General features: G+C 74.0%; 21 protein-coding genes and 1 pseudogene. 7 read left to right on the forward strand and 15 right to left on the reverse strand.

The window, feature by feature from the left end; genetic code table 11:
* Positions 1-94: 94 nt before the first annotated feature.
* A complete protein-coding gene (locus tag ACF1A5_RS07075; protein ID WP_392191811.1) occupies positions 95-778 on the reverse strand; it encodes a nucleoside/nucleotide kinase family protein in 684 nt (227 codons plus the stop codon).
* A 93-nt stretch (positions 779-871) separates the two neighbouring features.
* Between ACF1A5_RS07075 and ACF1A5_RS07080 the strand changes: the two genes are divergently transcribed.
* From ACF1A5_RS07080 to ACF1A5_RS07095, 4 genes are all read left to right on the forward strand, one after another.
* Positions 872-1,624: an HAD family hydrolase gene (locus ACF1A5_RS07080; protein ID WP_392191812.1), complete on the forward strand. Its 753-nt coding sequence runs from the start codon at positions 872-874 to the stop codon at positions 1,622-1,624.
* On the forward strand, positions 1,621-3,963 hold the full coding sequence (locus tag ACF1A5_RS07085; protein ID WP_392191813.1) for a glycoside hydrolase family 65 protein: 2,343 nt from the start codon (positions 1,621-1,623) through the stop codon (positions 3,961-3,963). The genes ACF1A5_RS07080 and ACF1A5_RS07085 overlap by 4 nt, the downstream gene beginning before the upstream one ends.
* 347 nt (positions 3,964-4,310) lie before the next feature.
* Entirely contained in the window at positions 4,311-4,904 is a 594-nt protein-coding gene (locus ACF1A5_RS07090; protein WP_392191814.1) for a helix-turn-helix domain-containing protein, read from the forward strand.
* Positions 4,901-5,737, forward strand: coding sequence for an oxidoreductase (locus ACF1A5_RS07095; protein WP_392191815.1), 837 nt, complete (start codon positions 4,901-4,903; stop codon positions 5,735-5,737). The genes ACF1A5_RS07090 and ACF1A5_RS07095 overlap by 4 nt, the downstream gene beginning before the upstream one ends.
* 97 nt (positions 5,738-5,834) lie before the next feature.
* Here the strand turns inward: ACF1A5_RS07095 and ACF1A5_RS07100 are convergent, their stop codons facing one another.
* Positions 5,835-6,728, reverse strand: a complete 894-nt coding sequence (locus tag ACF1A5_RS07100) for a M56 family metallopeptidase (RefSeq protein WP_392191816.1) — start codon at positions 6,726-6,728, stop codon at positions 5,835-5,837.
* On the reverse strand, positions 6,725-7,108 hold the full coding sequence (locus ACF1A5_RS07105) for a BlaI/MecI/CopY family transcriptional regulator (RefSeq protein ID WP_392191817.1): 384 nt from the start codon (positions 7,106-7,108) through the stop codon (positions 6,725-6,727). The genes ACF1A5_RS07100 and ACF1A5_RS07105 overlap by 4 nt, the downstream gene beginning before the upstream one ends.
* Positions 7,109-7,288: 180 nt before the next feature.
* Between ACF1A5_RS07105 and ACF1A5_RS07110 the strand changes: the two genes are divergently transcribed.
* The gene (locus ACF1A5_RS07110; protein ID WP_392191818.1) at positions 7,289-8,785 is read left to right on the forward strand and encodes a hypothetical protein; all 1,497 of its coding nucleotides are present in this window, start codon (positions 7,289-7,291) and stop codon (positions 8,783-8,785) included.
* Positions 8,786-8,850: 65 nt separating this feature from the next.
* On the opposite strand, the gene ACF1A5_RS07115 is transcribed toward ACF1A5_RS07110, so the two are convergent.
* The 5 genes from ACF1A5_RS07115 to ACF1A5_RS07135 form a co-directional block, all read right to left on the reverse strand.
* Positions 8,851-9,570: a phosphatase PAP2 family protein gene (locus ACF1A5_RS07115; protein ID WP_392191819.1), complete on the reverse strand. Its 720-nt coding sequence runs from the start codon at positions 9,568-9,570 to the stop codon at positions 8,851-8,853.
* 4 nt (positions 9,571-9,574) lie between these two features.
* A complete protein-coding gene (locus ACF1A5_RS07120) occupies positions 9,575-10,213 on the reverse strand; it encodes a phosphatase PAP2 family protein (RefSeq protein ID WP_392191820.1) in 639 nt (212 codons plus the stop codon).
* Entirely contained in the window at positions 10,210-10,878 is a 669-nt protein-coding gene (locus ACF1A5_RS07125; protein ID WP_392191821.1) for a DedA family protein, read from the reverse strand. Before ACF1A5_RS07125 ends, ACF1A5_RS07120 begins: the two co-directional genes overlap by 4 nt.
* 217 nt (positions 10,879-11,095) lie before the next feature.
* Positions 11,096-12,055: a hypothetical protein gene (locus ACF1A5_RS07130; protein ID WP_392191822.1), complete on the reverse strand. Its 960-nt coding sequence runs from the start codon at positions 12,053-12,055 to the stop codon at positions 11,096-11,098.
* Positions 12,056-12,066: 11 nt separating this feature from the next.
* The gene (locus ACF1A5_RS07135) at positions 12,067-13,542 is read right to left on the reverse strand and encodes an APC family permease (RefSeq protein WP_392191823.1); all 1,476 of its coding nucleotides are present in this window, start codon (positions 13,540-13,542) and stop codon (positions 12,067-12,069) included.
* A gap of 385 nt (positions 13,543-13,927) precedes the next feature.
* Between ACF1A5_RS07135 and ACF1A5_RS07140 the strand changes: the two genes are divergently transcribed.
* Positions 13,928-14,434, forward strand: coding sequence for a DUF5709 domain-containing protein (locus tag ACF1A5_RS07140; protein ID WP_392191824.1), 507 nt, complete (start codon positions 13,928-13,930; stop codon positions 14,432-14,434).
* A gap of 149 nt (positions 14,435-14,583) precedes the next feature.
* Here ACF1A5_RS07140 and sthA read toward each other — a convergent pair whose 3' ends face one another.
* Both sthA and ACF1A5_RS07150 read right to left on the reverse strand, forming a co-directional pair.
* Positions 14,584-15,987: a Si-specific NAD(P)(+) transhydrogenase gene (gene sthA, locus ACF1A5_RS07145; protein WP_392191825.1), complete on the reverse strand. Its 1,404-nt coding sequence runs from the start codon at positions 15,985-15,987 to the stop codon at positions 14,584-14,586.
* Between the two features lie 135 nt (positions 15,988-16,122).
* Positions 16,123-16,329 (reverse strand): hypothetical protein, encoded by a 207-nt coding sequence (locus ACF1A5_RS07150; protein WP_392191826.1) that lies wholly within the window; start codon positions 16,327-16,329, stop codon positions 16,123-16,125.
* A gap of 305 nt (positions 16,330-16,634) precedes the next feature.
* On the opposite strand from ACF1A5_RS07150, the gene ACF1A5_RS07155 reads away from it, so the two are divergent.
* Positions 16,635-18,491, forward strand: a complete 1,857-nt coding sequence (locus tag ACF1A5_RS07155; protein WP_392191827.1) for a glycoside hydrolase family 15 protein — start codon at positions 16,635-16,637, stop codon at positions 18,489-18,491.
* 13 nt (positions 18,492-18,504) lie between these two features.
* Here the strand turns inward: ACF1A5_RS07155 and ACF1A5_RS07160 are convergent.
* The 5 genes and pseudogenes from ACF1A5_RS07160 to ACF1A5_RS07180 all read right to left on the reverse strand — a co-directional run.
* Positions 18,505-18,618 (reverse strand): annotated as a pseudogene (locus ACF1A5_RS07160) (chitosanase); the annotation flags it as partial.
* 77 nt (positions 18,619-18,695) lie between these two features.
* A complete protein-coding gene (locus ACF1A5_RS07165; RefSeq protein ID WP_392191828.1) occupies positions 18,696-21,458 on the reverse strand; it encodes a SpoIIE family protein phosphatase in 2,763 nt (920 codons plus the stop codon).
* 174 nt (positions 21,459-21,632) lie between these two features.
* Entirely contained in the window at positions 21,633-24,212 is a 2,580-nt protein-coding gene (locus ACF1A5_RS07170; RefSeq protein ID WP_392191829.1) for a SpoIIE family protein phosphatase, read from the reverse strand.
* Positions 24,213-24,439: 227 nt separating this feature from the next.
* Complete coding sequence (locus ACF1A5_RS07175; RefSeq protein WP_392191830.1) at positions 24,440-25,129, reverse strand: GAF and ANTAR domain-containing protein; 690 nt, start codon at positions 25,127-25,129, stop codon at positions 24,440-24,442.
* Between the two features lie 175 nt (positions 25,130-25,304).
* Positions 25,305-25,778, reverse strand: a complete 474-nt coding sequence (locus ACF1A5_RS07180; RefSeq protein ID WP_392191831.1) for a hypothetical protein — start codon at positions 25,776-25,778, stop codon at positions 25,305-25,307.
* Positions 25,779-25,933: the final 155 nt, after the last annotated feature.

Raw genomic sequence — 25,933 nt, forward strand, 5'->3', positions numbered from 1 at the left:
GTTCCGGCTCCCCCGCGCGGGCGGCACCGCTGCACGCGTCGTACCGGCGGACCCTCCGCCGTGCCCAGGGGTACGGCTCGCGGGCGCGGGGAGTTCAGCGAGGGCCGGGCGCGGCGGGCGGGTTCGGTGCCGGGACCGGCACTACCGTTGCGGGCACGATCAGGTCCGCCCGGTCCCGGGTGGCGGCGATCAGGTCGGCGTTGCGCCGGTCGGTGCCCAGCACCCAGGCGACCGCCTCCTCGTGGCCCTTGCCGAACTCCTCGTGCCGGGCGACGAGACGGCGGACCCGCTCCGGCTCGTCCAGTTCGCAGAACCACACCTCGTCCAGCCGGGCCCGGACCCGCGCCCAGGGGCCGGTGTCCAGCAGCAGGTAGTTGCCCTCGGTCACCACCAGACGGGCCGACGGCGGCACGGGGATCGCGCCCGCCAGCGGCTGCTCCAAAACCCGTTCGAAGCCGGGCGCGTACACCGTCTCGCCGTCGTGCTCCTCCCGCAGACGTCCGAGCAGCGCCGCGTAACCCGTCGCGTCGAAGGTGTCCGGCGCCCCCTTGCGGTCCCGGCGGCCGAGCCGGTCCAGCTCGGCGTCGGCGAGGTGGAAACCGTCCATCGGGACGTGCGCCGCCCATGGCTCCCCCGATCCGTTCAGCTCCCGCACCAGGTGCGCGGCCAGGGTCGACTTGCCCGTGCCGGGACTGCCCGCGATGCCGAGCAGCGCGCGGTGCCCGCCCCGGGCCAGGCGGCGGGCGCGGGCGAGAAGGTCGTCGAAGGTCGGCGGCACACCGGACAGTGTGTCACCCGCGGGGCGGCATCGAATGCTCCCATGTGGCACTCGACACTCTCTCGACACCGCCGCACGGGGAAAGGTGCCTGTATGACAGAGCTCGGTCTGCCCGAAGAAATCGTGGCCTGCCTCTTCGACCTCGACGGGGTCGTCACCAAGACGGCCGTGGTGCACGCGGCCGCCTGGAAGGAGACGTTCGACGCGTTCCTGCGCGAGCGGGACGGCGCGCACTTCACTCCGTTCGACCCGGCCGCCGACTACGACGAGTACGTCGACGGACGGCCGCGCGCCGACGGAGTGCGCACCTTCCTGGCCTCCCGCGGCATCGAACTGCCCGAGGGGTCCCCGGACGACCCGCCGGACGCGGCGACCGTCAACGGCGTCGGCAACCGCAAGAACGAACTTCTGCTGCGCAGGATCCGCACCGAGGGCGTGGAGGCGTACGACGGCACGCTGCGCTACATCGACGCGGTCCGCGCCAAGGGCCTGCGCACGGCGATCGTCTCCTCCAGCGCCAACACCCTCGACGTGCTGCGCTCGATCGACGCCGAGCACCTCTTCGACGTCCGTATCGACGGCGTGGTGGCCCGCGAGCGGGGGCTGCCCGGCAAGCCCCGCCCCGACACCTTCGAGGCCGCCGCCCGGGACCTCGGCGTCGGCGTCGGGCAGGCCGCCGTCTTCGAGGACGCGCTGGCCGGCATGGAGGCGGGCCGCGCGGGCCGCTTCGGATACGTCGTGGGCGTCGATCGCGTCGGCCAGCGCGAGGCCCTCTACGCGCACGGCGCCAGCGTCGTCGTGAAGGACCTCGCCGACCTCCTCGACGGCCGGGGAGGCGCCGCGTGATCACCCACCGTTCGTACGCCGTCGAGCCCTGGACGGTGCGCGAGACCGAACTCAGCCTGGACGTCCTGGCCCAGAGCGAGTCCGTCTTCGCCCTGTCCAACGGCCATGTCGGCTGGCGCGGCAACCTCGACGAGGGCGAACCCCACGGCCTGCCCGGCTCCTACCTCAACGGCGTCCACGAGGTGCACCCGCTGCCGTACGCGGAGGCCGGTTACGGCTACCCGGAGTCGGGTCAGACCGTCATCAACGTCACCAACGGCAAGATCCTGCGGCTGCTCGTCGACGACGAGCCGTTCGACCTGCGTTACGGCCGTCTCGTCTCCCACGAGCGCACCCTCGACCTGCGCACCGGCCTCATGGAGCGCGTCTGCGAGTGGGTCTCCCCGGCCGGCTCCACGGTCCGGGTGCGCTCCACCCGGCTGGTCTCGCTCACCCAGCGGGCGGTGGCCGCGGTGGCGTACGAGGTGGAGGCCGTGGGCAGCCAGGCCCGCGTGGTGATCCAGTCGGAGCTCGTCGCCAACGAGCAGCTCCCGGAGGCGGACGGCGACCCGCGGGCGGCGATGGCCCTGCAGGCGTGCCTGGAGCCGGAGGAGGACTTCTCCTCCGGCAACCGGCTGCGTTTGGTCCACCGCACCCGGAACAGCGGTCTGCGGGTGGCGGTGGCCGCCGACCACGTCGTCACCGGCCCCGAGCGCACGACGACCGGCAGCGAGAGCCACCCGGACATCGCCCGGATGACGGTCACCTCGGTCCTGGAGCCGGGGCAGCGACTGCGGGTGGAGAAGTTCGTCGCGCACGGCTGGTCCGGCGTCCGCTCCCTGCCCGCGATGAGCGACCAGGTCGACGCGGCGCTCGCGGCCGCCGCGCACAGCGGCTGGACGGGCCTGGCGGACGCGCAGCGGGCGTATCTGGACGACTTCTGGGCGCGCGCCGACGTCGAGGTGGACGGCGACGAGGAGATCCAGCAGGCCGTCCGGTTCGCCCTCTTCCACGTGCTGCAGGGCGGCGCCCGGGCCGAGCAGCGGGCGATCCCCGCCAAGGGGCTGACCGGATCCGGCTACGACGGGCACGCGTTCTGGGACACCGAGATGTTCGTGCTGCCCGTGCTCACCTACACCTCGCCGGGTGCCGTGGCGGAGGCGCTGCGCTGGCGGCAGAGCACCCTGCCGGCCGCCCGGGAGCGCGCGGCCCAGCTCGGGCTGCGCGGCGCCTCGTTCCCCTGGCGGACCATCGAGGGGCAGGAGGGTTCCGCGTACTGGCCCGCCGGCACGGCCGCCTTCCACGTGAACGCCGACATCGCGCACGCGGTGGTGCGGTACGTGGCGGCCACCGGCGACGAGGACTTCGAGCGGGACACGGGACTGGAGCTGCTGGTGGAGACGGCCCGCCTGTGGCGGTCGCTCGGCCACCACGACCATCACGGCGCCTTCCACATCGACGGCGTCACCGGCCCCGACGAGTACAGCGCCGTCGCCGACGACAACACCTACACCAACCTCATGGCCCGGGCGAACCTGCTGGCCGCCGCCGACGTCGTGGAACGCCACCCGAAGCACGCCGACCGGCTCGGCGCCGACGACGAGGAGGCCGCCGCCTGGCGGGACGCCGCCGAGGCCATGCACCTGCCGTACAACGACGAGCTGCGGGTGCACGAGCAGCACGCGGGCTTCACCCGCTACCAGCGCTGGGACTTCGCCGGGACCCGTCCCGACCAGTACCCGCTGCTGCTGCACTTCCCCTACTTCGACCTCTACCGCAAGCAGGTCGTCAAGCAGGCGGACCTGGTGCTGGCGATGTACACCTGCGGGAACGAGTTCGACGAGGAGCACATCGCCCGCAACTTCGCCTACTACGAGCCGCTGACCGTACGGGACTCCTCGCTGTCGGCCTGCGTCCAGGCGGTCATCGCCGCCCAGGCGGGCCATCTGCGCCTCGCCTACGACTACGCGGCCGAGGCGGCGCTGATGGACCTGGAGGACCTGGAGCACAACACGCGCGACGGGCTGCACATCGCCTCGCTGGCCGGTACCTGGATGGCGCTGGTGGCGGGCTTCGGCGGCACCCGCCGGGCGGGCGACGCGCTGGAGTTCGCGCCCCGGCTGCCGGAGAAGTTCAGCCGGCTGGCCTTCTCGCTGCTCTTCCGCGGCCGGAGGCTGCGCGTGGAGGTCGGCCAGGAGAGCGCGACGTACCGCCTGCTCGCGGGACCGGCGCTGACCATCCGGCACCACGGCACCCCGGTCACGGTGCGCCCGGACGCCCCCACGGCCTGCCCGGTGCCGCCGCTGCGCCACCTCCCGGCACCCGAGCAGCCCCCGCACCGCCGCCCGAACGTGCGCTGAACCGCGCCGCGCCCGCCCCGGCCGTCCTGGTGGGGCGGGCGTCCCGGGCGGGGACCCGTGCGGACGGGCCGTCCGCGGGCGACTGGCCGGCCGTCCTCCGCGCGACGACCGCGACGGTACGGAGTCGCTCGGCACGCCCGCCCCGGTCTCCGTCGTGTCCACTGACCGATCCGTCGCGGGGCGCCCTGTCCACTCCGGACCGAGGTGCCGGATCGGGGCGGTCCCGGCCGGGGCAAGGCGCCGGCGGAAGATCCTCGTCGCAGGGACCGCCGGGTCGGCGGCCGTCGAGGGCAGCACCGACGGAGCCCCCTTGATACGAACTGACATTTCATGCAAATATTGTCAGCATGTTGGAGGACGAGCGGCTCAAGCTGATCCTGGACGCGGCGTACACGTGTTTCACCCGGCACGGGGTCAGGCGCACGACCATGGACGACATCGCCCGCGAGGCCGGTCTGTCCCGCCCCGGGGTCTACCAGTACGTACGCAACAAGGAGGACGCGTTCCGCCGCCTGGCGGCGCGTCTGCTCGCCGACGCTCTGGCCGGGGCCCACGACGCGGTCGACGCCCGGGGAGACCTGTGCACCCGCCTGGCCGCGGCGCTGGAGGCGAAACTGGGGCTGGCGGTACGGCTGTGGCGTGACAGTCCCGCCCACGCGGCCGAGCTGCTGGGCGTCGATACCCGGATCTCGGCCGAGCAGGTCGAGGCGTACAACACCGCCATGCGTGATCTGGTCGCCGCTGCCGTCGCCGCCGACCACCCGGACACGGACGCCACCGAAGTGGCCGAACTCCTGCTGGCCTTCACACGCGGCCTGGAGGCCGACCTCTCCGACCCCGACGCTCCGGCCCGGCGCCTGCGCCAGGGAGTGGCACTGATCGTGGCCGGTCTCGACCGCACGAAGAACCGCCCTCACACACCCCGCAAGGAACCGTCATGACCACCTCCGTACTGATCACCGGAACCTCCTCGGGCATCGGTCGTGTCACCGCCCTGCGTCTGGCCCGCCGCCCGGAGCTGAGCGTCTACGCCACCGCCCGCCGCCCCGAGACCCTGGCCGACCTGGCCGCCGCGGGAGCCCGCGTCCTCGAACTGGACGTGACCGACGAGGCGTCCATGGCCCGTGCCGTGGCGGCCGTGGAGGCGGAGCACGGCTCGGTGGGCGTCCTCGTCAACAACGCCGGCTACGGCGAGTACGGCACCATCGAGGAGACCGGCCTGGACGGCGTACGCCGTCAGTTCGAGACCAACGTCTTCGGTCTTGCCCGCATGACCCAGCTCGTCCTGCCGGGCATGCGCCGCGCGTCCCGGGGGCGGATCGTCAACGTCGGGTCCATGGGCGGGCGGATCGTCTTCCCGGTCGGCGGCTACTACCACGCCAGCAAGTACGCCGTGGAGGCCCTCACCGACGCCCTGCGCTTCGAAGCCGCGCCCTTCGGTGTCAAGGTCAGCCTGATCGAGCCCGGTCTGATCCGCACCTCCTTCGGCGACACCGCGGCCCGCACCCTGTCCGGCTCCGCCGCCCCGGCCGGCCCCTACGCCGCGCTGAACACCGCAGCCGACCAGCAGATGGCGCAGTCCTACCGCTCGACGATCCTTTCCGCGCCGCCCGAGACCGTCGCCAAGGCCATCGAGCACGCCGCCACCGCCGCCCGGCCGAGGACCCGCTACGTGGTCACGCCCGCGGCGAAGGCGCTCGTTCACACCCGGCGCCTGCTGGGCGCCCGCGTCTTCGACGCCCTTCTGCGTGCGCAGTTCAAAGGCGCCGCGTGAACACCAGGGCCTCTCTGTCGGCTGCACTCACCCGACCCCGCTCGGGCACCTCGGAAGGCACCGTCGCCCGGAGCCGGCCCGATCCGGAAGAAGGCTCCTAGGCGAGGACGTTCGTCAGCAGGCGCAGCAGGTCGTCCGTGGCGTCGGCGGCGCCGAGGGCCGGGAGCAGGCCGAGGGCGAGGACGGCCGCCGCGACGGACCACAGGTGCGGGGGCGGGGCCGACTGGAGGGCCGCGATACGGCGGGTGACCGCCCGGTCGGTGAAGCCCAGCGCGCACGACGGCTTCGCATGCCCGGCGGTGAGCGCCGCCCGGGCCAGCGCGCGGGCGGTGGCGGTGCGGTCGCCCACCGCGTCCGCGGCCCGCTCGTCCGCCCAGCGCTCGACGAGGAAGGCGACCGTGCTGCGTACCGGTGTGAGCAGTGGGTTGGCGCGGGCCGCCAGGTTCGCGGCGGTCATCAGCAGCGCGTGCCGGTGGTTCAGATGGGCGCGCTCGTGGGCGAGCAGCACCCGCCGCTCGACCGGGTCCAGTGCGCCGAGCATGGCGGAGGTGACCACGATGTGGCCGGGGCTGCCGGGGACGGCGAACGCCTGCGGCACCGGCGAGGCGACGACGATCAGTTCGGTGTCCCCGGGCTGCGCGGCGCAAAGCCGGCGCAGCGCCCGGCGGGTGCCGTACTCGGCGCGGACGGCGCGCCACAGCCGATGGGCCACCACGGTCAGGGCCAGGCAGGCGGCGAGGCCGACGGCCTCCGGCACCGGCGCGGCGAGCCGCTGCCCGTGCGCCCGGGCGTGCGCGACCACGGGCGGCGCGTCGTCGAGCAGGGTGGCCGTGAGCAGGACGAGGGACCAGACGGTCGCCGCGGCCGTCACCGCGGAGGCGGCGGTCAGCACCCGCGCGGCGAGCGCGGGCGCCACCCGCCGTCCGACCACGGGGCTGATCGCGGCGAGCAGCAGGGACAGCAGCAGCGGGACGTAGACGTCGAGCCTCACGCCGCGCCTCCGTTGAGCAGTTCGCGCAGCGCCCGCTCCTCCTCCGGGCTCAGCCCGGTGACGAACTGCTGGAGGGCGGCGATCGGATCGGGGCCGCGGTCCAGGGCCTCGTGCATCGCCTGGGCGGTCAGCTCCGCCGCGTTCTTCGCCGGCCGGTACGCGCCGCGCCGCCCGTCGACCTCGCGCAGCACCAGCCCCTTGTCGAAGAGCCGCTTCAGGATGGTGTGCACGGTGTTGTAGGCCAGGTTTCCGCCGATTTCCGACTGGATCTCGACGGGCGTCAGCGGCCGTTCGGTGGCCCACAGTGCCGCGAGGACCTCGCTCTCCAGCTCTCCCGAGCTGCGTCGTTCCGTCCTGCCGTGAGGCACCGTGCCAGCCATGCCCGCAACCTTACAGCGCGTAGGGGGTGTCAGGCGGGTGGCGGTATCGCGCCTGCGTGCCCGACCGACGCGGGTTACTTTGTCCATGATCTTTCCGGAAATCCCGCCCGACTCCCGCTCACGGTCCGGCAGACTGTGGCGTCGACAGAACCCTACATCCTGTAGGGGCGAGAGAGGGAGATGACCGACATCAGCCACGTCATACTCGCCGGGCCCCGCCGCTCCGGACCCGAAGGCGCGTCGCGCCGGGTCCCGCGACTGCGCGGCGACGGTCTCCTCGCCGCGGTCGCGGCGGCCTTCACGCTCGCCCAACTCCTCCTCGTCCGGCCCCCCATGGGCCTCGGCTGGGACGAGACCGTCTACATCAGCCAGGTCAGCCCGCACGCCCCAGCGGCCTTCTTCAGCGCCCCGCGCGCCCGCGGCGTGCCGCTGCTCGTGGCGCCCGTCGCCGCCTGGTCCACGTCCACCTCGCTGCTGCGCGTCTACCTCGCCCTGCTGTCCGGCCTCGCCCTGTACCTGGCCCTGCGGGTCTGGCGTGACCTGTTCCCCCCGCGCGTCCTCGCCCTCGCCGGGGCCCTGTTCGCCTCCCTGTGGGTGACGCTCTTCTACGGCCCGCAGGCCATGCCCAACTACTGGGTCGCCGTCGGCGCCCTCGTCTGCGCGGGCTGCTTCCTGCGCGCCCGGGCACGCCCCGGCGACCGCGCCGCGCTGTGGGGCCTGGTCGCGGGGACGGCGCTCATGGCGTGGATGCGCCCCATGGACGCGGTGTGGGTGATCCTTCCGCTGCTCGTCCTCGCCGCGGTGCGACGGCACGGGCGGCCCCTCCTCGCGCTGCTCGCCGGACTGGCCTCCGGGTCCGCCGAGTGGGTGGTCGAGGCCTACGTCTCGTACGGGGGCCTGCTCCAGCGGCTGTCCGACGGCTCGGCCATCCAGGGCGGCCTGGGCTGGCACCTCGCCGTCGCCGACCAGTTACGCAGCCTGGACGGACGGACCCTGTGCCGCCCGTGCACCGGCCCCCTGCCCGAACCGGTGCTCGTCGGCTGGTGGTTCGTCCTGCCGCTGCTCGCCCTGCTGGGCCTCGTGGTCGCCCGGCGCGCCCGGCGGACCGCCCCCACACTCGTCGCGCTGGCCTGCGCCGCCACGGCCGCCTTCCCGTACCTGTTCATGATCGGCTACGCGGCCCCCCGCTTCCTGCTGCCCGCCTACGCCCTGCTGGCGGTACCGGTCGCCGACGCCCTCGTCCACCTCGTCACGGCACCGGGCCGGGCCGGGCGGCCGGTGGCCGTGACCCTGGTCGCCCTCGCGCTCGCCGGGCATCTCGCCGTCCAGTACGCCGTCCTCGCCCACACCGTGGACCGCACGACCGCCGACCGCCGCGCCTGGGACCGCACCGTCGCCGAACTGCACCGCCTCGGGGTACGTCCGCCCTGCGCGCTCACCGGCGAGGAGGCCGTGCCCCTCGCCTTCTACGCGGGCTGCTCCTCCCTGGCGACCGGGGGCCACAACGCCAACATCACCTCGGACGGCCTCGTGCGCACCGCACAGCGGATCCCCGTCGCCGTCCTCACGCTCCCGGGCGACCGGCCACCGGCCTACGCCCGGTCCTGGCCCGCCCACCGGTCCGGCGCCCTGCGCCTGTACGTCGCACCGAGTGCGCACCGGGCCGCGGGCTCCTGAGGTACCGGCCCGCCGGGCGTCACCGGGCCCTGCGGCTCCCGCCGGGCCGGTGGCGGCGCGGTGCGTCACGCCCGGGGTGCGCGGCCCGGACCGTCGCCGGGGTCCTCCTCCACCGGCGCTCCGGACGCCGGCCCCAGGCCGGCCACCAGGCGGGAGGGCAGCCACCGGGCCGCCACGCCCAGGCAGACGCCGAGCCAGCCGAGGGCGAACAGCCAGCCGCCGGCCACGTCGGTGAACCAGTGCACGCCGAGATACACCCGGGTCAGCCCCACCAGCACGGCCCAGCACCCCGCGACCAGGCAGAACGCCGTACGTCCCCGGGGGGCGCGCAGGCAGACCGCCGCGATCACCAGCCCGGCGGCCAGCGCCGACGTGGTGGTGTGCCCGGACGGGAACGCCCAGCCCGAGGCGTGCGTGTCCCAGTCCTGCCGCGGCGGCCGGGGACGGGCGGCCAGCTCCATCACGCCGTAGCGCAGGGCCTGGCCCGCGGCGAGGCAGGCGACGCCCAGGCCCGCGGTGAGCACCCGCTGCCGGCGCGCGCGCCCGAGGAGGAGACCGGCCAGCGCCACCAGCGCGTAGGGCACGACCCCGGTCCCGGTGGCGGTCAGCCCCCGGGCCGCGGCCACCGCCACCACCGGTCGGTGGGCCACGGACCAGGACAACAGCCCGGTGTCCACGGCCGGCGGAGCGCCGGAACCGGCGACGAACAGGCCGAGCACGGTGAACGCCGCCCACGCGCCGAGCCCGACGCTGCCCGCCAGGTCGGCGGTCTCCCTGCGCCTCATCCGGTCACCCCGCGCCTCGTACGGCGCCCTTCCCGGCGACGGGCCCGCCCAGCAGCGGCCTCAGCGGAGTCGCGGCGACGCACCGGGCCGGCGCGTCCGGCCGGCGCCGCAGCGCCCGCATCGCGGCGAGGGCCGCGACTGAGCCGAGCAGCAGCCCGGCCAGCACGTCGTGCGGATAGTGCGCGCCGACCCACACCCGGGATACGGCCATCGCGGCGGCCGCCACGGCCGCCACGGCGCCGAGCCGGCGGGAGACGAAGAAGAGGGCCACCGCGGCCGCCGCGGCGATCGCCGCGTGGTTGCTGGGGAAGGACCAGTCCGTGCGGGCCGGACAGGCCTCCAGCGTCACCAGGCGCAGGGTCCGGCAGGGGCGCACCTCCCGCACACCGAGCTTCACCAGCGCGTCGACGGCGTAGGCGGCGACCACGACGACCGGCACCCCCAGCGCCGTCACCGCGGCCTCGGGACTCACCCGGCGCGCCCGCCACCAGCCCACGAGCATCAGCACCGCGAACACGGCCAGCCCGTACGCCGACCACGCCGAGACCGTGTCGTCGAACCAGGCGGGGGAGTGGCGGGCCAGGTCCACCACGTAGGTGTAGGCGGATCCGTCGAGCGAGGCGGCCCTGAGCGCCGGCCTCATCCGCGCGCCTCCCCGGCCTTCGCGGCCCGGCGGGAGCGGAGCACCTCGACGGCCAGCGGGATCAGCGACACGATCACGATCAGCGCGATCACGGGGAGCAGGTACTTGTCGACGTTCGGGATCGACGAGCCCAGCGCGTATCCCGCGAGCACGAGGCCGACGCTCCAGACGAGACCGCCCAAGACCTGCCACAGGGTGAAGGTGCGGGCGGGCACGCCGAGGGCGCCGGCCATCGGGTTGAGCACCGTGCGCACCACCGGCACGAAGCGGGCCAGCACGATCGCCTTGGCGTGTCCGTAGCGGTCCAGCAGCTCCTCGGCGCGCCGCGCACCCTCGTGCAGGCGCTCCGAGCGGCTGCGGGCGAGCAGCGCGCCGCCCGCCCGGCGGCCCAGCAGATAGCCGCACTGCGAGCCGGCCAGCGCGCCCACCACCGCCGCGACCAGCAGCGGAGCCAACGCCAGCCGCACTCCCCGGTCGGCCCCGCCGGTGCACAGCAGCCCCGCCGTGAACAGCAGCGAGTCGCCCGGCAGGAAGAAGCCGATCAGCAGCCCGGTCTCGGCGAACATGACCACGCCGACACCCAGCACGCCGAAGGCGGCCAGCAGGGACTGGGCGTCGAGCACATTGACGGCGAGCTGCGACGCCAGGTGCGGGGGTGGGATCATCGGCGCGCCCTTTCGCTGCGGATGTCTACACTTCTGTAGACCGTCTACTGAACTGTAGACGATAGCGGGTCCCGTATCGTTCCCGTGATCGGCGCGGCCGTGCGCGGCGCGTTCGACCCCGCGTCGGCGGAGCGCGCCGACCGGCGCGGACACGGCCCGCCGGTCCGGCGGCCCGACCGCGTCCTCGCCTCGCCCACGCCCCCGCGCCGGCCGCCCGTCACGGCCCGAGCCCCGCCTCCCTGCGCACCCGCTCCAGTTGCTTGACCGGATCGCCGGTGTACGACCACGGGGTGCGGCTGGCCCGGCGGCCGAGCAACCGCAGCGCCCCGGCGGCGACATCGTCGACTCCCGCGTAACAGGCGGCGTGCGCCAGGTAGTTGAGGTCACGCAGCTCGACGGGGGTCACCGCGGAGTCCGCGCGGCCCAGCACCCAGCGCTCCCAGGTGCGCCGTACGTCGCTGACGGCCCCGTCGTGGTCCCAGTGCTGCCCGGAGCCCACGGCGGAGCGCCGGCCCTGCGCGCAGTCCAGCACGTACCGGAACTCCTCGACCCGCGCGTACTGGACCAGCACCGGCAGCGCGCAGCCGGGCGGCGCCGCTCCGGCGGCCTCGCGGGCGAAGTCGTACATCATGCCGTGCGTGCCGTGCCAGCGCGCGGAGTAGTAGTGGAGCACCTGCAGGTGGCCCTCGACGCTGAAGGGATCGCGCCGGTGCACCTCGTCCCACCACTGCGCCAGATCCCCCCGCCGGACACCGCCCGGGTGCAGCCGGGCGACGGAGATCAGCGAGATCCACGGCGTGGGGTCCGCCGGGTACGCCTCGGCGGCCCGCAGACAGGCCAGCACCGCGGCGTCGATGCGGTCCCGCTCGATGGGCACGCCCCGGCCCGCCGCGATGGCCAGCTGAAAGGCCCGTGCCGTCTCCGTCGCCGCCCGCAGCACCAGCGCGTCGGCGCCGCGCGGCTCGGCGGCCAGCCAGGACTCCACGGTCGAACTGCTCGCGCACGCCTGCGCCAGCAGCCGGATCCGGTGGCCCCGCAGGGCCCAGTCGGCGCCGGTGTCCCGCAGCAGGTCCCGCACCCCCTGCCAGCGGCCGATGACGATGTCGTGGCGGGCGGAGGTGAGGGGCGCGTCCCCGCAGTCGGGGTCGAAGTCGGGGGCGTGGCGGTCTCGCGCCATCGGGATCTCCCTCAGAAGTCGGTGGGGAGACCCTCGTACAGCCGGACCTGCTCGCCCGGATGCCCGCGGTCGGGGACGTAGTCGAACGTGACGGCGCGGGCGGCGTCCAGCTTGGCCGGGCGGTAGTAGTCACTGCCCTGACGCCAGTACCACAGCATCGGCACCAGCCCGGCGGCGAGGCCGCCGAGCCCGATCGCCACGGCGGCCGGGCTCAGCTCGCCCAGCGACTCGAGGAAGACCCAGAACATGAACAGGGCGCCCAGCAGCGGCCACAGTCCGCCGAGGACGAAGTGGGCCACCGACTTGAGCAGCATCCTGCGGTAGGCGACGACGACCGCGAGACCCGCCAGTCCGTAGTACAGGGCGATCTGAAGGCCGATGGCCGAGATGGCGGCGGAGAGGATGTCGCCCACCGTGCCCAGCGCGTTGGACGCGATGAACATCGCCAGTGCCACCGCGCCGACCACGGCGATGGCGACCCACGGGGTGTTCCAGGTGCGGTGCACCCGGCCCAGCGCGGACGGCATGGTCCGGTCCCGGCCCATCGCGAACAGCGAGCGCGTGACCTGGATGAGCGTCGTCTCCAGGGTGGCGATGGTGGACAGCATCACGGAGACGGTGAGCAGCTTGCCGCCCCATCCCGGCCAGACCTCCTCGCCGAGCACGGCCAGCACGTTGGCGGCGTTGCCCTGGATCTGCCGCGACGTCAGGATGACGTTCACCGCGATGGTGAACACCTCGAACAGCAGGAACACGATGCCCACGCCGATCAGTCCGGCGAGCCCGGTCGTACGGCGGCTGTTGCGGGTCTCCTCGCTGAGGTTGCTGGTGACGTCCCAGCCCCAGTAGTAGAACGCGGCGATCAGCGCCCCCGAGGCGAACCCGGCCACTCCGTCGAAATGGCTGAAGCCCAGCCAGGACCAGTCGAAGACACGGGCGTTGTCGGTGTGGAAGAGGGCGAGCACGGCGAACAGCGCGAGCAGGACCAGTTCCACGCCGGACATCAGCAGCTGCGCCCGCACGGTGAGTCGGGCGCCGCCGAGCACCACGAGCAGCATCACCAGGAACCAGGCCGCTCCGACGACGGTCGACAGGGCCGTGTCGTCGGCGAGTTCGGGAGCGAAGAGGGCGAGTGTCATCGACCCGGCCGGCAGCGACCCGGCCACCATGAAGATGGTCGCGGAGATCACCAGCGCCCAGCCGCTGGCGAAGCCGAGGAAGGGGTGCAGGGTCCGCCCCACCCAGGAGTAACTGGCGCCCGCGTTGACATCGATCCGGCTGAGGTAGCTGAAGGCCAGCGCGATGCCCAGCATGGGTATCGCGCAGTACAGCAGTGCCGCCGGACTGGCCAGCCCCACCGCCCCGACCAGGACCGCGCTGGTCGCCGCCAGCGAGTACGCGGGGGCACTGCCCGCCACGGCCATCACCACGGTGTCGAACGTGCCGAGGGCGTCGGCCTGCAACCCTCGGCCGCTGCTCTTGCTCATGGATGCGCTGCTTTCCGTCGTGCACGACGCCAGGGGTGGGGCGCCCGGGCGGCGTAAGGGGGGTGGGGGGTGGCCGGCGCGGGTCCGTCCGGAGGAGGGCCCCGGGCCGGGCAGCCGGAGAAACAAGGGGCCTGCCCCGTTCGGCCGCTGCGTCGCCGGACGGTCACACCGTGTGTGGCAGTGATGATAGCCGTGCTGGTTGCCCGTTCAAGATTGACCGGAGGGTAATTCTCCACTCGCTGTCCGAAGTTCAACCTGTGTCCCTGCCACGCACTTTGATTGGGACCGGCCCACCGGGAAACGCGGACCAGGACGTCCCGCGGGAGCCGCCCGCGCGGAGCCCGCGGAGGCGGGACACGGAGAAGCCGAGGAGAAGGAGAGGCCCGTGAGCACGGATCCGATGGCCGACGACGCCTACCAGCCCACCGGGAGCAACGAGGAGCAGCAGGACGCCGCGCCGCTGGATCTGGAGGACGCGCTCGACGAGCGGTCCTACGACGACCTCCTCGACGAGGGTTACTCCCCGCCCGAGAAGCCGCTCGGCGTCACCAAGTACGGCACGACGGCCGCCGAGCAGCAGGCGGGCGAGACGCTCGACCAGCGCCTGGCACAGGAGGTGCCCGAGGTCGGGGAGCCGGAGGGCGACGGCGTGGGCGACCTCCCCGGCGGCGAGGGCGAGCCGGTCGACCGGGAGGTGGGGGAGGAGCGTTCCGGCCGCCTGGTGGCCCCGGACGAGGGCGCGCACGCCGACACCGAGAAGGACGAGATCGCCGCCGACGTGGGCATCGACGCGGGCGCGGCCGGGGCCGAGGAGGCCGCCGTCCACATCGTCCGTGACGACACGCCGCCGCTGGACGACGACCCCCTGCCACCGGACGTCACCCGGCCGTGAGCCCGTGGACGGCGCCCGGCCGTGAGCCCGGCGGACGGCGCTCGGCCGTCGGCCCGCCGGGGGGCGCCCGACCGTGAGCCCGCCGGATGTCACCCCGCCGTGAGCCCGGCGGAGGGACCCGGCCCTGGGCGCCGCGGTGCCCGGGCGCGTCAGCCGTCCAGCCGGTCGATCTGGCGCAGCCGGTTCGTGGCGTCCAGGGCGGCGACCTTGTAGGACTCCGCGAGGGTGGGGTAGTTGAACACCGCGTTGACCAGGTAGTCGACGGTGCCGCCGCAGCCCATCACGGTCTGTCCGATGTGGATCAGCTCGGTCGCGCCGGTGCCGAAGCAGTGCACTCCCAGCAGGGTCCGGTCCCCGGGCGAGACCAGCAGCTTCAGCATGCCGTGCGAGTCGCCGATGATCTGCCCGCGGGCCAGTTCTCGGTAGCGTGAGATCCCCACCTCGAACGGGACCCGGTCCTCGGTGAGTTGGTCCTCCGTCCGCCCGACGAAGCTGATCTCCGGAATCGTGTAGATGCCGATCGGCTGGAGCCGGTGCATCCGCCCGACGGGCTCCCCGCAGGCGTGGTACGCCGCCGCGCGCCCCTGCTCCATCGAGGTCGCCGCCAGCGCGGGGAAGCCGATGACGTCGCCGACCGCGTAGATGTGCGGCACCTCGGTGCGGTAGTGCTCGTCCACCGCGATACGGCCCCGCGCGTCGGCGGTCAACCCGGCCTTGTGCAGGTCCAGTTCGTCGGTGAGACCTTGCCGGCCCGCCGAGTACATCACGGTGTCGGCGGGTATCTTCTTGCCGCTCTCCAGCACGGTCAGCGTGCCGCCCGGATGGCGCTCGACCGCGGCGACGGTCTCCCCGAACCGGAACGTCACGGCGAGATCCCGCAGGTGGTAGCGGAGCGACTCCACGACCTCGGCGTCGCACATGTCCAGCATCCCCGCGCGCTTCTCGACCACCGTCACCCTGCTGCCGAGCGCGGCGAACATGGAGGCGTACTCCATGCCGATCACCCCGGCGCCGACGATGACCATCGACCGGGGGACCCCTTCGAGGGTGAGCACGTTGTCGGAGTCCATGATGGTCCGCCCGTCGAACTCCACGCTGTCCGGCCGCGCCGGGCGCGTGCCGGTGGCGACCACGATGTGCTCGGCGCTCAACCGCCGCTCGTCGCCGGTCACTTCCCGCAGGGCGACGGTGTGGTCGTCGACGAAGCGGCCGGTCCCGGCGAACAGGGACACGTGATTGCGGGAGAGCTGGCTGCGGATGACGTCGACCTCGCGGCCGACCACGTGCTGGGTGCGCGCGGTCAGGTCGGCGACGGTGATGTCCTCCTTGAGCCGGTAGCTCTGCCCGTACAGGTCGCGCTGGGTGAGCCCGGTGAGGTACAGCACCGCCTCGCGCAGCGTCTTGGACGGGATGGTGCCGGTGTGGATGGAGACCCCGCCGACCATGTCGGGGCGGTCGACGACGGCGACCCGGCGGCCCAGCTTGGCCGCGGCGATGGCGGCCTTCTGGCCGCCCGGTCCGGATCCGATCACGAGCATGTCGAAGTCGGGCACCCTTGGGAGTCTGACAGCACGAGGGCGCCCTCGGGAAGGGACCGGAGCACGACTCCGGCCCCGGATCCGGACCGGAGCACGACTCCGGCCCCGGATCCGCCCCCGCCCCGGCGGGCGGGGGCATCGCCCCGGTTCCTAAGGCAGCAGCTTGTCGAGGGCCGCCGGTCCTTCCGCCTCCAGCTTGCGCTTGGCCCACTCGAGGTTCTTGGGAGTGATGTCCCGGCCGGTCGCCAGCACCAGGTCCTCCGGTGAGACCTCGGTGCCGGTTCGGGTGTGGAGCAGGTTGTCCGGGGTGGCACGGTCCCCGGGCGGGCGGGATGCATCGGGCTGTGACGTCGACATGTCTCTCCTCCTCGGGCCCGGGTCCTGTGGGGCCGGACTGCCGCAGTGGCGCCGTGCCGCGGGACCGGGGCTTTCTCCACCATTGCCCGCCCGGCCGCGCCCTGCATCCGGAAGCGGCACGACGGGCCGCCGCGGTGACCCACCGCACGCGACCGGCTCCACTGCGCGGACCCCGGCCGGGCCTGTGGCAGGGGTACCTCTCCGCCGTCCCGGGAAACCCCCGAACGCCGCCGCCCCCACCTAAGCTGGAAGCAGCCCGCGGGCGCCAGGCAGCCCGCGCGTTCCCGGACAGGGAGGCCGCCGCCATGGCCGAGACCCCGGGCCGCCAGACCGCCCCGGACACCTTCACGGGCATCCCCCGCTATGTGCCGATCGCCGAACACGGTCTGATCGGCGACCTGCGCAGCGTCGCCCTCGTCGGCAGCAACGGCACGATCGACTGGTACTGCTGCCCCTCCTTCGACGACCCCAGCGTCTTCGCCGCGATCCTGGACGCCGAGCGGGGCGGCCGCTTCGAACTCGGCGCCGCCGAGGGGGCACGGACCAAGCAGTTCTACTTCCCCGACACCAACGTGCTGATCACCCGCTTCTTCACCGAGGACGGCGTCGGCGAGGTACAGGACTTCATGCCGGTCACCGGGGACCCGGCCGGCTCCGCCGAGTCCGACCGGCACCGGCTCATCCGGCGCGTGCTGTGCGTGCGCGGCACCCTGCCGTTCCGGGCCCGGGTGGCCCCCCGCTTCAACTACGGCCTCGACCCGCACACCGTCCGCACGGTCGGCGGCACCGCCCTGTTCGAGTCCGCGGACCGGGCCCTCGCCCTGACCGCCACCGTGCCCGTGGAGGCCCACGGCCCGGACGTGCTGGCCGACTTCAAGCTCGCCGAGGGCGAGTCCGCCGTCTTCGCCCTCGACCAGGTCGGCGGTGGGGTCACACCGCGCCGGTGCGCCTGTGCCGAGGCCGAGGAACAGTTCGCGGCCACCGTCTCCTACTGGCGGAACTGGCTGTCCGCCTCCCGCTACCGCGGACGCTGGCGGGAGATGGTCCACCGCTCCGCCCTCACCCTGAAGCTGCTCACCTACGCGCCGACCGGCGCCATCGTCGCCGCGCCCACCACCAGCCTGCCCGAGCAGATCGGCGGCGAGCGGAACTGGGACTACCGCTACGTCTGGGTCCGGGACGCCGCCTTCTGCGTCTACGCGCTGCTGCGGCTCGGCTTCTCGGGCGAGGCCGAGGCGTTCATGCGCTTCCTCACCCGGCACATCAGCCCGGGCGACGGCAGGGCGACGGGACCGCTGCAGATCATGTACGGCATCGACGGCCGCACCGAGCTCCCCGAACGCGAACTGGGCCATCTGGAGGGGCATCAGGGCTCCGCCCCGGTCCGCGTCGGCAACGCCGCCGCCGACCAGCTCCAGCTCGACATCTACGGCGCCCTGGTCGACTCCGTCTACCTCTACGACAAGTGGGCGCAGCCCATCTCCAGCGACCAGTGGGACGACGTGAGCGCCCTGGTGGACTGGGTCTGCGACCACTGGGACCAGCCAGACGAGGGCGTGTGGGAGACCCGCGGCGGCCGCCGGAACTTCCTGTACTCGCGCCTGATGTGCTGGGTGGCCATCGAACGCGCCATCCGGCTGGCGAACCGCCGAGGGCTCCCCGCCGACCTGCCCCGCTGGCTGCAGTGCCGCGACACCATCTACCGCCGCATCATGGGCCGCGGCTGGTCCGCCGAGCGGCGTGCCTTCGTCCAGTGCGAGGACGGCGACGTGCTGGACGCGGCCGTGCTGATGATGCCGCTGGCGAAGTTCATCGCCCCCACCGACCCGAAGTGGCTCTCCACCCTCGACGCGCTGACCGAGGACCTGGTCTCCGACTCCCTCGTCTACCGCTACGACCCCCAGGCCGGCTCCGACGGGCTGCGCGGAGACGAGGGAACCTTCTCCATCTGCTCCTTCTGGTACGTCGAGGCCCTCACCCGGGCGGGCCGGCTGGACGAGGCCCGGCTGGCCTTCGAGAAGATGCTCACCTACGCCAACCATCTCGGCCTGTACGCCGAGGAGATCGGCCGCACCGGCGAGCAACAGGGCAACTTCCCGCAGGCCTTCACCCACCTGTCCCTGATCAGCGCCGCCTACAACCTCGACCGCGCCCTCGGCTGACCGGGCGGGCGTGTCAGCCGAGGTGGTACCCGTACCCGTACACCTGCCAGTCCAGCGGCGGGGCCAGGCCGAGGTTGTGCCGGTCCAGGAAGACCCGCTGCCCGGTGTCGACCCTGCTGGTGTCGCGGGGGCGGGGGTCGCGTCGTGGTACGTGAACAGCCCGAGGGCGCGCAGCCCGTCCGCCTTGCCCTGCCGGTCAGTGCCTCAGGGCAGGGGCTGCTCGGACCAGATGACCTTGCCGGTCGCGGTGTAGCGGGTCCCCCAGCGCTCGGAGAGCTGCGCGACGAGGAACAGCCCGCGTCCGCCCTCGTCCGTGGTGGCCGCGTAGCGCAGGTGCGGCGAGGTGTCGCTGGAGTCGAAGACCTCGCAGATCAGGGACCGGTCCCGCAGCACGCGGACACGGATGGGCGCACTGCCGTAGCGGATCGCGTTGGTGACGAGCTCGCTGAGGATCAGCTCGGTCGTGAACGTGAGCTCGTCCAGGCCCCACTCCGCCAGCCGGCGCGTCACCGCCGCGCGGATCCCGCCGACGGCCGCCGGGTCCGCCGGGACGGGCCATTCGGCCACTCGCTCGGCGCCGAGGGCCCGGGTGCGGGCCACTATCAGCGCGATGTCGTCGCCCGCCCGGGACGGCAGCCGGCCGTCGAGCACCGCCCGGCACGTCTCCTCCGGCGACGCGCCCGCCGTCTCCAGGGCCGCCCGCAGCTCCTCCAGCCCGGTGTCGACGTCCCGCTCCCGGTCCTCGATCAATCCGTCCGTGTAGAGCACCAGCCGGCTGCCCTCGTCCAGCACGAGCTCCGCCGTCTCGAACGGCAGGCCGCCCAGGCCCAGCGGGGGGCCGGCGGGCACCTCGGGGAAGCCGACGCTGCCGTCCGGCCGGATCACGGCCGGCGGCGGATGCCCGGCCCGGGCCAGGACGCACGTCCGGGAGACCGGATCGTAGACCGCGTACAGACAGGTGGCGCCGGTGACCGGGGCGGTGCCGCCGGCCGCGGTCTCGTCCTGGTCGATCCGGGCCACCAGCTCGTCCAGCAGCCCCAGCAGCTCGTCGGGCGGCAGGTCCAGCGCGGAGAAGTTGTGCACCGCCGTCCGCAGCCGCCCCATGGTCGCCGCGGCGTGCAGCCCGTGGCCCACCACGTCCCCGACGACGAGCGCGACCCGCGCGCCCGACAGGGGCAGCACGTCGAACCAGTCCCCGCCCACCCCGGCCTGCGCGGGCAGGTACCGGGAGGCGAGGTCGAGCGCGCTCTGCTCTGGCAGGCTGCGCGGCAGCAGACTGCGCTGCAGGGTCACGGCCATGCCGTGCTCGCGCGTGTAGCGGCGGGCGTTGTCGATGGAGACGGCGGCCCGGGCGACCAGCTCCTCCGCGAGGGCCAGCTCCTCGGTGTCGAACGGCTCGGCCTTCTCGGAGCGCCAGAAGTCGACCACCCCCAGCACCTGGGCGCCGGCCCGGACGGGCACGGTGATCAGCGAGTGGATGCCGTACGCCACCACCCGCTCGGCCCGCTCCGGGTCCTGGGCCCGCCAGCCCGGGGCGCCCTCCAGCCGGGGCTCCAGGACCGGGCGGCCGGTGCGCAGGCTGTGCGCCTGTGGCGACGCGGCGACGAAGCGGATCCGCTCGCCCCGCGGGAACAGGGGAGCGTCCTCACGGACCCCGCTGGAGGCGGTCCGGCGCAGCGCGGAGGCCGGGTCGGGGTCCTCGCCGTCCAGCACCGGTTCGTACAGGTCCACGGTGGCGTAGTCGGCGAACCGCGGCACGGACACCTCCGCCAGCTCCTCGGCGGTCCGGACCACGTCCAGGGTGGTGCCGACACCCATCCCGGCGTCGTAGAGCAGGGTGAGGCGCTCCCTGGCCTCCTCCGCCCGCCCGGACAGGGCGCGCAGCTCGGTGGAGTCGCGCAGGGTGGCCACGGTGCCCGACGGGCCGCCCTCCAGGTCCGTGGACCGCTGGTTGATCGCCAGCAGCCGGTCGCCGACCAGGTGCACCTCGTCGGTGGCGATCCGCCCGGAGGCCAGCAGGTCGGCGGTCTCGGGGTCGAGACCGAGATCCAGGACGTGGCGCCGCTCGGCGTCCCGGGGCAGGCCGAGCAGGCGGTGCGCCTCGTCGTTGGCGAGCAGCAGGTCGCCCTCGTCGCTGACGATGATCACCCCCTCCCGGACCGAGTGCAGCACCGCGTCGTGGTGCTCGTACATCCGGGTCATCTCGCGCGGTCCGAGCCCGTGGGTCTGGCGCAGCAGCCGTCTGCTCACCAGTGCCGTGCCCGCGGTGGCCAGCGCGAGACCGGCGGCCGCGGCGCCGAGGACGACCGGCAGCTGCCGGTTCGCCACACCGCCGACGTTCGAGGTGGTGATCCCGGCCGACACCAGGCCCACCACCGTGCCGTCGGGCGCCTTGACCGGCACGACGGCCTGCACCAGCCGTCCGATGGTCCCGTCGACCTCCTCGACCACGACGCCGCCGGCCAGCGCGGGCCGGATGGTGCCGACGAACTTCTTGCCGATGCGGTCCGGCTTGGGGTGCGTGTAGCGGATCCCGTCGGTGTTCATCACGACGACGAAGTCGACCCCGGTCGCCCGGCGGGCGGCCTCGGCCCGCGGTTGCAGGACGGCCGTCGGATCCGGCGCGGTGAGCGCCGCCCGGGTCCCCGGGGCGTTGGCGAACGCCTGCGCGACGGCGAGGGACCGGTTGCGGGCCTCCTGGGCGCTGTCGTGCCGCACCTGGAGTACCAGCGCGACCACCGCCGCCACGACCAGCAGCAGCACCACGACGACCTGGAGCACGAACACCTGTCCGGCGACGCTCCGCCCGCCCAGGGCGGCCCTCAGTCCGGTGGGCGGGGTCCCGGGCGTCCCGCCCCCGTCCGGCCGCTCCGGCGATCGCCGAGCGGGGCCGGGCGCCGTAGGGGCGCGCCGACCGGCGTGAGGAGGGGCCGACCGCGTGCCGGTGCGACCCGGGAGCCGGACCATGTGCCATGTCTACACTGCCGGGCCGCGCCCGGGCGAGGGCCGGGAACAGGGTGGAAAGGGACGGGGGCACGTGCAGGGGCACGTGCAGGGGCACGTCCGGGGGCACGTGCGGGGCGGGCGCCGGGGGTGTGTTCGGGGCAGGCGCTGGGGGCGCGTCCGGGGCGCCGGGGGCGCTCAGTTCACCGGCCGGGGAGCGGGACGGCGCATCGCCAGCAGGAGGGCGATGTCGTCGGGCCGGTCGGCGGTGTGCCGGGCCGTCGCCGTGAGCCGGTCGGCCACGCTCGTCAGGGACTGCCCGTCCACCCGGGCGGCCATCGCCCCGGCCTCCGCCAGCGCCACGCGCAGCGCCTCGACACCGAGGTCGATGTCGAGGCCGAGCCGTTCGACGAGCCCGTCGGTGTACAGGGCCAGGACGGCGCCGCGCTCCATGCGCAGTTCCGTCACGGGGTAGTGGGCGAGCCGGTCCACTCCGAGGAGGACACCGCCCGCCACGTCGCAGACCTCCGTACGTCCGTCGCGAGTGCGCAGCAGCGGCAGCGGGTGCCCCGCCCGGGCCACCCGGACCACCCCCGTGGCGGGATCCAGCCGGAGGTAGCAGCAGCTCGCGAACTGGCCCGGGTCGAGATCGATCAGCAGCCGGTTGGTGCCGCTCATCACCTCGTCCGGCGGATGGTCCCCGAGCGTGAACGCCCTCACCGCGCTGCGCAGCTGGCCCATGGTGGCCGCCGCCTGCACCCCGTGGCCCTGGACGTCCCCGATGACCAGCGCCAGACCGTCCCCGGTGGCCAGGACGTCGTACCAGTCCCCGCCCACCTCCATGCCCTCGGTGCCCGGCAGATAGCATCCGGCCGTCTCCACCTCCGGGTGCTCCGGCAGGAGCCGGGGCAGCAGCGCCTGCTGGAGTCCGCGGGCCAGGGCGGACTCGGTGTCGTAGCGCTGGGCCTTCTCCATGGCGTGCGCGATCAGCCCGGCGAGCGCGGTCAGGACCGTACGCTCGTCGCCGCTGAAGCTGTGCGGACGGTCGAAGCCGAGGATGCAGGAGCCCACCGGGCGGCCCGAGGCGATCAGCGGCAGGAACGCCCGGGAACCCTCCGCCGCGTCCAGCGGGACGCCGGGGTAGGTGGCCGCGAGCTGTGCCATGGAGTCGAAGAAGAGAGGGCGCCCGGTGGTGAGCGTCTCCACCCCGGGCAGGTGCACGTCGAGGCCCACGCCCTCGAAGGGGACCAGGAAGCCCTTCGGGAAGCCGGTTTCCCAGGCCAGATAGAGGTGTCTTTCCTGCAGCAGGTAGATGGCGAGCCGGTTCCCGCCGAACGCGGGCAGCAGCTCCTGCATGACCACGGCCGACACCTGGCGGGCGGTGACGGCCTCGGACAGCGCGATGGCCAGCACGATCGGGCGGTACAGGTGGGCCGCCGAGTCGGCGCCGGGTGCCGGTGCGCCGGCCACGGCGGACACGCGGGCCGCCGGGGTGAGGGCGGTGGTGTCCGCGATCCGGGGTGGGGTGGGCACGGCGTCGAGCTCGGAGGACGTGCCCGCCACGTGGTCGGCGGGGCGGACGGTGCAGGTGAGCAGGTCGGGGCCCGGGTGCACGGACAGCGCCAGCCAGTGGCTCTCGCGGCGCTCCGGGGACGGTGCCCGGCTGTCGGCGGGTGGCCGGCGGACGTGGAAGTGCACCGGGTCCGGCGCCAGCAGCGCCGCGCGCAGATGGTCCTCGCAGATCGGCTGGTCCAGCCAGGGCACGACCTCCCACAGCGGCCGGCCGACGAGGGCGTGGCGCGAGGGGCCCAGAAGCTGCGCGGCGCGCGGATTGGCGTAGACGACGAGGCCCAGCCGGTCCAGGCAGAAGACCCCGTCGGGCAGCAGATCGGCCGCCGCGTCCCCCAGGGGGCCGGGCCCCGGGTCCCGTATGGTGCCGCTGACCTGCCGGATCCCGGGCGGGGCGGCCGCGGGGGAGGACCAGAGCTCGATCAGCCGCAGCGCGCCGTCTCCGGTCCGCACGGGCAGCGGCAGCGCGGGCGGGCGGCCCGCCGCCGTGTCCCGCAGCGCGGTCAGCACATGGTGGCCGTCGTCCGCGGTCACGGCGCCCGCGAGGGCCTGACCGGTGGCGGGACACGTGGCACCGGTCGTGCCCAGCAGCGCCCCGCAGCGGTCGTCGGACGTGACGGCGTCGGTCGCCGGATCCCAGGAGAACTGCCCGACCCGCCCCTCGAAGGCGCGCGTCGCCGGAGGGCGCAGGCACATCGGCTCGCCGTCCCAGACGACTTCCACCCCCCGTCGCTCGCGTGCCGCCAGCGCGGCGCCCAGGTCGCCGGCCAGTCGTCCGAGCCGGTCCGCGGCGGCCTCCACCGCGGAGGCGTCCGGGGCGGAGGGGCGCAGAACGGTGAGGACGCCGTAGGTCGCCGAGGCGCCGACGACGGGGACGTGCAGGGAGCCGAACTGGAACGGCAGTGCGGCGGCGAACTGCGGGTAGCGGCGCATGGTCTCGGTGGCGTTCGGGAGGATCACCGGCACACCGAGGCGGTGGGTGTCGGTGACCGGGGAGCGCGCGTCGACGTGCAGCCGCCACCAGGGCTGGAAGAGGCGGCCCGGCAGCCCCGCGAGCGTGGCCAGCCGCAGCAGGCCGGGCGTGGCGGACCGCAGGTGGACCCCGCCCACGTGGCCGCCGGCCGCGCCGATCGCCTCCGTCGAGACGTCGGCCAGCAGCGCGGCCAGCCGTACGGCTGTCCGGTCCGCTCCCTCGGCTCTGCCCGTCATCGGTCCTACCCCTGCTCCGCCACGAGGACGACACAGCAAGAATGCGTCAGGAGGCACCCGGAGCGCACCCGGCGTCGATCCGGAGCGCGTCCCGAAACGCACCCGGAGCACGTCCGAAGCGCGCCCGGGTCACGTCCTGAGCGCGTCCGCAGCGCGCCCGCGTCACGTCCCGTGCGCCCCCGATGCGCCACGCGGCCGGGGTGCCGGTCCCGGTCGCCCCGTGCCCGTCAGGGCTTCTTCGGCCCGTCGCCGCGGATGTTCTGGGCGACGTCGCGCAGCTTGATGTTGTGGTGCTGCGAGATACGGCGCAGCACCGCGAAGGCGTCGTCCTCGCTGAGCCGGTGGCGCTCCCGCAGGATGCCCATGGCCTCGCCGATGGCGTGGCGGGTCTCCAGCGCGTGCTCCAGCTGGTCCACGGTCCGGGCGCCGGCCAGCGCCACGGCGGCGTGCGAGGCGAGCAGCCAGCCGGCCGTCTCGCTCTCCGGGGTGAACACGCCGGGCCGCCGGGAGTAGAGGTCCAGCGCGCCGAAGTCCTCGTCGCGGGTGTACAGCAGGAAGCCCATCATGCTGCCGATGCCCAGGCCCCGGGCGGCGGGCGCGTACCGGGGCCAGCCCGGCGCCTCGCGCAGGTCGGCGATACGGAAGGAACGGGCGCCGTTGGCGGCGCGGGCCGCGTCGAAACAGGGCCCCTCGCCCAGTTCTCCCTGGAGCCGGTCGGACTCCTCGACCATGTCCCCGTGCGCGGCGAGCGTCACGGCACGCCCCTTGCGCACGGCCAGGACGCCCGACGCGTCGCACCCGTCGATCAGCTCCACCGCCGCCGAGACGATCTCGTCCAGGGTCGCCTGCGGCGATTCCTGGGCGAGCAGGCGGCGGGACAGCTCGGCCATCTGCTCGGCGAACCCACGCCAGTCCATCCGCACCACCCTTCTCCCAGCCGGGCGGACACACACGGGAGTGCCGCCGCCCGAAGACCCTCAGATGGGCAGCCTACCTAGCGCGGGCGCGGGACCGGACACGCCGACGCCCCGGCCGTGGGAGCCGGGGCGTCGGAAAGGCCCGCAGGGCCTGCGGGACGGCGCAACCGTGGGATCAGGCGCCCCAGGTGCCCTGACTGACCGCGCAGTTCCAGCCGGAGCCGTGCAGGGTGAACTTCAGCTTGTAGCTGTGGGTGTTCAGCAGATGCGTACGGACCTTGAAGCCGAGGCTCGCCTTGCCCTTGAACGTCGAGGTGTAGACCGAGACGGTCTGCGACGTGCGGTGGGTGATCTTGCCACCCTTGGGCGTGGCCGTGCCGAAGCGCAGGTTCTTCACGTTGGTGACCGTGAAGGTGACCTTCTTGAAGCTCTTGCTGGTCTTGCTCTTGATGCCGAAGTACAGGCCCCCGTTGGTCACCCAGCCGTTGTGGTCCACATAGAACCGGGACGGGTAGACGATGTTGATCGGGCAGCCGGAGCTCTGCGGCGCGGCGGTCGCCGCGGAGGCGGCCCCGGCCAGACCGAGCTGGGCGGCGGTGACGACCCCGGCCGCGGCCAGGGCCGCGACGGTCGTGCGGGTGCGGTTCACTGCGGTGCTACCTCTTCCCCCTGTGGCCCGTTGGGGCCGGAACGACATGACACGCGGCGCCCCGTGGGACGCCGCATGTCTGTGACGCCGTATTTCTTAGCACGCGGACCGACATGGACGGACAACGGCGAAGACGTTTGGGTGACTTGGTGATA

Source organism: Streptomyces sp. NPDC014864 (assembly GCF_043081525.1).
Lineage (GTDB): Bacteria > Actinomycetota > Actinomycetes > Streptomycetales > Streptomycetaceae > Streptomyces.